The sequence below is a fragment of the Streptomyces sp. NPDC104831 genome, assembly GCF_055583025.1.
This window is the reverse complement of the sequence record NZ_JBVJOT010000027.1, coordinates 104,388-111,783: the sequence shown is the minus strand read 5'-3', so window position 1 is coordinate 111,783 and position 7,396 is coordinate 104,388. Positions and strand designations below refer to the sequence as shown.

Sequence of the window (7,396 nt, the reverse complement as noted above, 5' to 3'; positions counted from 1 at the left end):
AAAGTTGCCAAAACCACCAACCCCCCCCCCCCCCCCCCCTCCCCCCCCCCCCCCCCCCCCCCCCCCCCCCCCCCCCCCCCCCCCCCCCCCCCCCCCCCCCCCCCCCCCCCCCCCGCACCCGGGCCCGGCAGCCCCGACGGACACGAACCCGGATGCACGCGGGTGCCCGGACGACACCGCCTCGGAGCACCTGCCCGGACGACACGATCCCGGGTGACACCTGCCCGGGCGACGCGGTGCACGGGGCCGGGCCGGAGCGACCGGCTCCCGCCCCGGCCCGCGGGTGAGCGGTGCCGGCGGCCGTCCGGCACCGGCGCCCCCTTCGCCGTACACCCCCCGCATGCCCGTGCGGCGCACGCATGCCCACGCGATGTGCCCTGCGTGCCGCCGCCCCCGCCGCGGCGTCGCGGCTCCGACGCCGCCCGACCACCCAGCGAGGTGTCCACGCCCGTGACCTCCCCATCCGTCACTCCCGCGCCCTCCAGCCCCCCACCTGCCCCTCCCGCACCCGTCACCGCCACGCCCCTCGCTCCCCCGGCCCCCGGGCCCGTGACCAACTGGGCCGGGAACGTCGTCTACCAGGCCCCGCGAGTACACCGTCCGACGTCCCTGGAGGAGCTACGGGCCCTGGTCGCGCGCAGCGACCGCGTCCGGGCCCTGGGCACGGGGCACTCCTTCAGCCGTGTCGCCGACAGCACCGGTGACCTCGTCCGCCTGGACGCGCTGCCGCCGCTCCTGGAGGTCGACCCGGCCCGGCGTACCGTGAGCGTCGGCGCGGGCATGCGGTACGCGGACCTCACCGCGGCGCTGCACCGTGCCGGGTTCGCCCTGCCCAACCTGGCGTCCCTGCCGCACATCTCCGTCGCCGGCTGCGTCGCCACCGCGACCCACGGCTCCGGGGACGGCAACCGGTGCCTGGCGGCCTCCGTGCGCGCCCTCGAACTGATCGCGCCGGACGGCGGGTCGACGGTCATCGACCGGGAGAGCGATCCCGGGACGTTCGCCGGCGGGGTGGTCGCGCTCGGCGCGCTCGGCATCGTCACCCGCGTCACCCTGGACGTCGTGGACGCCTTCGAGGTGGCCCAGCGGGTGCGTGTGGACGTCCCCCTGGACGAGATCGCCGCGCGCCTGGACGAGGTCTTCGCCGCGGCCTACAGCGTCAGTGTCTTCACCGACTGGCACGGCGAGCACGCCTCGGTGTGGCTCAAGCAGCGCATCGGCGCCACCGGCAGCGGCTGGGCGGGAGGGCGGGCCGCGACGCGCCGGCTGCACCCCGTGCCCGGCATGCCGCCCGGGGGCAGCACCGAGCAACTGGGCATTCCGGGGCCGTGGTTCGAGCGTCTGCCGCACTTCAGGCCGGACCTGGTCCCGGGTGCCGGGGACGAGCTGCAGTCGGAGTACTACCTGCCCAGGGCCACCGCGGCACGGGCGGTCGCCGCGCTGCGCGGTGTCGGAGGGCTCCTGCAACCGCTGTTGCACATCGCCGAGGTGCGCACGGTGCGCGGGGACGACCTGTGGCTGAGCCCCGCCTACCGGCAGGACTCCGTCACCTTCCACTTCACCTGGATCCACCACCCCGCCGTGCGCACCGCGATCGCCGCCGTCGAGGAGATCCTGTCCCCCCTGGGCGCACGGCCCCACTGGGGCAAGCTCACCCTGCTCCCCCCGGCCCGGGTGGCCGCGCACTACGAACGGGCCGCCGACTTCGGGCGCCTGCGCCACCACCACGACCCCGAGGGCAAGTTCGGCAACACCTTCGTGGAGGAGATGTTCCCGCTGCCCCACTGAGGCGGTCGGGCCAGTGAGGCAACATGCTTGCCAGCCGCCTCACCTGCGCAATCACCCCTGCGATACAGGGATTTCTCACTATCGGCACCCGAACGGGCGACGCTCTCCGCACACTTCGCGGTGGAACTTTGTTGCCAAACATTGCCAACTCTCTGGCACGTCTGGCAATGTTCTTTCCGACGGGCCCGGCACCCCGGTTCCGGGCCCTTACATCCCCTTCGTCTTCATGGAGTTGACATGACCGTTCAGGCCGGACCTCGCTCCGGACTCGACCGACGAGTCCGCTTCGGCGACGTCAGCTACGACTTCCACGTCCGACACGGCCGCGCCGCCTGGGACGACCTGCGGGTGCGCCTCGGCGGCCTCGACGCCGACCGGTTCGTCGTCGTCGCCGACCAGGGCCTGCCCGAGGAGCTGGTGGCCGCGACCGAACTGCACCTCGGCGCGCTCGCCCCGACCCTGGTGGTCCGGGCGCGGGCCGACGAGCGGGAGAAGACCCTCAGCGCCCTGGACCGGATCGCCGAGCAGGCCCTCAAGAGCGGCATCACCCGCCGGTCCGTGGTGGTCGCACTCGGCGGCGGCGTGATCGGCAACCTCGCGGGCCTGCTCGCGGCGCTGCTGTTCCGCGGCATCCGGCTCGTGCACATGCCGACCACCCTGCTCGGCATGTCGGACTCGGTGCTGTCCCTGAAGCAGGCCGTCAACTCCGCCTGCGGCAAGAACCACCTGGGCACCTTCCACGCGCCGGTACTTGTCTGGAACAACCTGGACTTCCTCGCCTCCCTGCCGGCGGAGGAGACCCGGTCCGCCCTGTGCGAGATGATCAAAAACGTGCTCGGCATCGTGCCCGACCGCTACGACGAGGTCGCGAGCCTGCTGCGGGCCGACGCCCGCTACTCCCCCGAGGTCGTCACCCGGTTCATCGACCTGTGCGTGGACGCCAAGACCACGGTGATGCGCGAGGACCACACCGAGAAGCACGAGGCACTCGTGCTGGAGTACGGCCACACCGTCGGCCACGCGGCGGAGCTGCTGACCGGGGGCCGGCTGCGGCACGGCTTCGCCATCGGCATCGGCATGCTCGCCGCCGCCCGCATGTCCCGCGAGCTGGGCCTCATGGACCGTTCCGACGAACGGGCACACCACCGTCTGCTCCAGCTCAACGGCGCCCCCGTCCGGCTCCCGCAGGACGTCGACGCGGAGGCGGTGCTCGATGTCGTACGCCTGGACAACAAGCGCGGGTATGTGCCGGGGCGGTCCGGTGCGCTGGACTTCATCCTCCTGGAGGGCCTGGGCCGGCCCCACCGGCCGGGCGGGAAGCTGATCACCCAGGTCGACGAGGACACCGTGCGGCTCGGCATCGAGTCCGTGCTCAGCGACCGTCACGCCCTGGCGGGTGTGTGATGGCGACCGTCACCCGCGGCGAGCGCCGCCCCTTCGGACCGATCGCGAACGACACCTCCGGCCCGGCCGTCACCCACCGTCAGGTGGGCGGCGAGGGAGTGTGCCGGTGGAAGATGCTGATGAACGGCATGCACCTGGAAGGCGAGTGGAACTGCGTCGAGTACGTGGTCATCGAGCCGGGCGGATCGGTCGGCGAGCACGTCCACCTGCGCACCGAGGAGATCTACTACATCGTCTCGGGACGGGCCGTGGTCACCATGGACGGCCGCGAGATCGAGGTCGGCGCCGGGGACCTGGTCACCACGCCGATCGGTTCGGCCCACTCCATCGCCAACCGCGGCGAGGAGGACATGCACTTCTTCGTCACCGAGGTCTTCCCGGGCGAGGGTCCCGCCGCGCGCCCCGCGCACCTGCACGTGCCCGGTCTGCTGCCGGCCGGTACCGGTGTCCGTACGGCACACGTCGACCTCACGCCGTACTTCACCGGCGACTGGCGGCAGTTCCGCCTCCTGGAGGTTCCGGCCGGTGCGGGGGTGGAGGAGACGGTGCCCGCGGAGCGCAGCATCGTGCTGCACGTGCTGGAGGGCAGCGCGTCCATCACGGTCGCCGGGCGGGAGTACACCGGCGGTCCCGGCCTGTCCGTGGCGGTGCCCCCCGACTACGCGCACCACACGGTCAACACCGGAACCGGGGCGCTGCGGCTGATCAGCACGGAGGTGGGCGTCGCATGAACCTCGGCCTGAACGGACGCGCAGCCGTCGTCACCGGTGCCGCCAGCGGGATCGGCGCCGAGACCGCGCGGGTGCTGGCGGCCGAGGGCGCCCGCCTCGCGCTCCTGGACCGCGACGAGGAACCACTCACCCTTCTGGTGAAGGAGTTGAGCGAGAAGGCCGAGGTGACCGGGGTGACCGGCGACCTGGCCGACGCCGAGGGGGTCACCCGGTCGGTGACCGCCGCCCTCGACGCGCTCGGCGGGGTGGACATCCTCGTCAACAACGTCGGCCAGTGCCGGGCCCGCGGTTTCGACGAACTCGGTGACGAGGACTGGCTGCGGACCTTCGAGGTCAACTTCCTCAGCGCCGTCCGGGCCATCCGCCTGGTCCTGCCCCGGATGCGGGCACAGGGGCGGGGCGCCATCGTCACCAACGCCTCCGACCTCGCCCGCCAGCCCGAGGCCGGACCGGCCGACTACCAGGTCTCCAAGGTGGGCCTGCTCAGCCTCACCAAGAGTCTCGCCCTGTCCGAGGGCCCGGTGGTGCGGGTCAACGCCGTGGCGCCCGGTCCGGTCTGGACACCGCTGTGGACCCGTCCGGGCGGCTTCGCCGACACCCTCGGCACCGTGCACGGCCGCGACGCCCGGGAAGCGGTCGAGTACGAGATGAGCAAGCGCCAGCTGCCGCTGGGCCGGATGGGCACGCCCGACGAGGTGGCGCGCGTCATCGCCTTCCTGGCCTCCGACGCCGCCTCGTTCGTCACCGGCTCCGTCTGGGGCGTGGACGGCGGCACCATCCGCGGTCTGCTCTGATCCGCACACCCACGAAGGAAGCTCTCACCATGGGAACGCACCTGGCCGTCCACGGCGGAACCCCCGTGCGCGGTGACCGCCCCTGGCCGCGCTGGCCCCGCCCCGCACCCGGCGCCGGCGAGGCACTGGCGGACGTGCTCACCTCGGGCCGCTGGTCGATCGCCAGCCCCCATACGGGCGAGCCGACCCGCGAACGGCGTTTCGCCGCCGAGTTCGCCGCCTATCTGGGCACCGGTCACTGCGTGCCCACCGCGAGCGGCACCGCCGCCCTGATGACGGCGCTGGAGGCCTGCGGGATCGGGGCGGGTGACGAGGTGATCGTGCCCGCCCTGTCCTGGGCCGCGACGGCGTCGACCGTGCTCGGGGTCAACGCCGTCCCGGTCTTCGCCGACGTCCGCCCGGACACGCTGTGTCTGGATCCGGCCGCCGTCGAGGCCGCGATCACCCCGGCGACCAAGGCGATCGTGGTCGTCCACCTCTACTCCGCCCTCGCCGACCTCGACGCCCTCCAGGCCATCGCCGGCCGCCACGGGCTGGTCCTCGTCGAAGACGCCGCCCAGGCCCACGGGGCCTCGTACCGCGGTCTGAAGGCGGGCACCTTCGGAGACGTCGGCACCTTCAGCATGCACCACACCAAGGTGCTCACCAGCGGTGAGGGCGGCGCGGCCGTCACCGACGACCCCCAGCTCGCCCGCCGCATCGAGCACCTGCGCGCGGACGGCAGGGTACGGAGCACCGCCACGCCCGTCACCGGACTGCCCGAACTGGTGGAGACCGGTGAGCTGATGGGCAGCAACCGGTGCCTGTCGGAATTCCAGTCCGCCCTGCTGAGCGCCCAACTCCCCGAACTGGACGCCCAGAACGCCGTCCGTCGGGACAACGCCGCCCTCCTCGACCGCCTCCTCGGCGACGACCTCGGGCTCGTCCCCCAGCGCACCTCGCCCCACACCACCGAGCGCACCTACTTCGGGTACGCCGTCCGGCTGCCGGACCACGTGGTCGAAGCCGTCCCGGCGGCGGCCGTCGCCGAGGCCGTGACGGCCGAACTCGGCCTGCACGTGCGTCCGGTGTACCAGCCGCTGTACGCCAGCCCGCTGTACGACCCGGCCTCACGGCCCCGTTTCGCCATCAGCCCGGACCATCTCAAGCGCGTCGACCCCGCGCCCTACGACCTCCCCACCGCCCACCGCGCCCACCGTTCCTTCCTCACCTTCCACCACAGCGCGCTCCTCGGCACCACCGCCGACGTCCACGACATCGCCGAAGCCTTCGGGCGCGTACTCGCCCACCACACCCACCTGTCCCACTGAGCACCGCCCGCCCCCTTGTGAGGGAGACGATGACCAGCACAGCCCCTGCCCAGTCCGTCGTGATCGTGGACGGCTACTCCAACGCCCCCGCCCTGATCGAGGCGTTCGCCGAGCGCGGCTACCCTGCCGTGCACGTCCTCAGTTCGGCCGAGCCGCACACGGCCATGGTGCAGCCCCGCCCCGAGGACTACGCCGACTGGCTCGTGTGCCCGGACGAGTCCGCCGTCGCGGCCACCGTCGCACGTCTGGCCGAACACCACCCGCTCGCCGTCCTCCCCGGCCAGGAACCCGGTGTCCGCCTCGCCGACACCCTCGGCGAACGTCTCGGCCTGCCCGGCAACGGCACCGCCCTGTCCCCGGCACGCCGCGACAAGTACCGGATGATCGAGACGCTCCGCGCCGCCGGCATCCGCTGCGCCGAGCAGCTCAAGACCCACTCCGCCGACGAGGCCGCCGACTGGGCCCGCGCGCTGGGCACCACACCCGTCGTGGTCAAGCCCCTGTCCTCCGCCTCCGCCGACAACGTGTACATCTGCCACACCCCCGACGAGGTGACCACCGCGACCCGGCGGATCCTCGCCTCCCGCACCGTCTTCGGCGAGGCCAACACCGAGGTCCTCGTCCAGTCCTTCCTGGACGGACCCGAGTTCTCCGTCGACACGGTCTCCGCCGGCGGCGCGCACTACCTGGCCGACGTCTGGCACTCCCGGCGCCGGAACATCGGCGGCGGGCGGCAGATCTACGACATGGCCGTCCTCCTCGATCCCGGTGACGACCCCGTCCCCGCCCTGTTCGCCTACGTCCGAACCGTCCTGGACGCCCTCGGCATCCGTCACGGCCCCGCCCACGCCGAGATCATCCTGACGCCGCAGGGTCCCACCCTGGTGGAGATCGGGGCGCGCATGAACGGCGCCATGATCCCCGACTTCTACGGTCACGTCCTCGGCACCGACGTCGCGCGTCTGACCGCCGACGCCTACACCCGGCCGGAGCACTTCGCCCGTGCCCACGGCGGCCGTACCTACCGTCCGCTGCGCTCCGCCGCCGTCTACGAAGCGCCCACCACCCTCGACGGCGTCGTGGTCGGCGTGAACGAGACGGTGGTGGACAAACTCTCCGCGCTGCCCAGCGTCTACGCGCTCGCCCTGCGGTCGGGCCCGGGCAAGCGCATCCGCCCCACCACGGATCTGACGTCGAGCCCCTTGCGGGTCCTCCTCGCGGGCCCCGACGAACAGGCCCTGCTGCGCGACCGCGCGGTCATCGACGACCTCAAGGACCAGATATACGAGGTCGATTGACCCGAGGACCGAGGACGGCCCGGAAGCCGCGTCCGGCTTCCGGGCCGTCCTCCGCCGTGCCGATCGGCACC

Annotated in this window: 6 protein-coding genes; all 6 read left to right on the top strand. The window is 73.0% G+C overall.

What is annotated here, in order from left to right; translation table 11 throughout:
- Positions 1 to 549: 549 nt before the first annotated feature.
- The 6 genes from ACZ63H_RS20065 (at position 550) to ACZ63H_RS20040 (ending at position 7,325) form a co-directional block, all read left to right on the top strand.
- Complete coding sequence (locus ACZ63H_RS20065; protein WP_469866784.1) at positions 550 to 1,788, top strand: FAD-binding protein; 1,239 nt, start codon at positions 550 to 552, stop codon at positions 1,786 to 1,788.
- Positions 1,789 to 2,025: 237 nt separating this feature from the next.
- A complete protein-coding gene (locus tag ACZ63H_RS20060) occupies positions 2,026 to 3,192 on the top strand; it encodes a 2-deoxy-scyllo-inosose synthase (RefSeq protein ID WP_469866783.1) in 1,167 nt (388 codons plus the stop codon).
- Positions 3,192 to 3,923 carry a cupin domain-containing protein gene (locus ACZ63H_RS20055; protein WP_469866782.1) on the top strand — a complete coding sequence of 244 codons (732 nt, stop codon included), beginning with the start codon at positions 3,192 to 3,194 and terminating at the stop codon, positions 3,921 to 3,923. The genes ACZ63H_RS20060 and ACZ63H_RS20055 overlap by 1 nt, the downstream gene beginning before the upstream one ends.
- On the top strand, positions 3,920 to 4,717 hold the full coding sequence (locus tag ACZ63H_RS20050) for an SDR family NAD(P)-dependent oxidoreductase (protein WP_469866781.1): 798 nt from the start codon (positions 3,920 to 3,922) through the stop codon (positions 4,715 to 4,717). Before ACZ63H_RS20055 ends, ACZ63H_RS20050 begins: the two co-directional genes overlap by 4 nt.
- Before the next feature lie 29 nt (positions 4,718 to 4,746).
- Complete coding sequence (locus ACZ63H_RS20045) at positions 4,747 to 6,027, top strand: DegT/DnrJ/EryC1/StrS aminotransferase family protein (protein WP_469866780.1); 1,281 nt, start codon at positions 4,747 to 4,749, stop codon at positions 6,025 to 6,027.
- Positions 6,028 to 6,056: 29 nt separating this feature from the next.
- A complete protein-coding gene (locus ACZ63H_RS20040) occupies positions 6,057 to 7,325 on the top strand; it encodes an ATP-grasp domain-containing protein (protein WP_469866779.1) in 1,269 nt (422 codons plus the stop codon).
- Positions 7,326 to 7,396: the final 71 nt, after the last annotated feature.

What these genes read in the sequence shown, in the direction of transcription:
- ACZ63H_RS20060 (WP_469866783.1), top strand. Translation starts at nt 2,026, where the DNA reads ATGACCGTTCAGGCCGGACCTCGCTCCGGACTCGACCGACGAGTCCGC.
- ACZ63H_RS20055 (WP_469866782.1), top strand. Translation starts at nt 3,192, where the DNA reads ATGGCGACCGTCACCCGCGGCGAGCGCCGCCCCTTCGGACCGATCGCG.
- ACZ63H_RS20050 (WP_469866781.1), top strand. Translation starts at nt 3,920, where the DNA reads ATGAACCTCGGCCTGAACGGACGCGCAGCCGTCGTCACCGGTGCCGCC.
- ACZ63H_RS20045 (WP_469866780.1), top strand. Translation starts at nt 4,747, where the DNA reads ATGGGAACGCACCTGGCCGTCCACGGCGGAACCCCCGTGCGCGGTGAC.
- ACZ63H_RS20040 (WP_469866779.1), top strand. Translation starts at nt 6,057, where the DNA reads ATGACCAGCACAGCCCCTGCCCAGTCCGTCGTGATCGTGGACGGCTAC.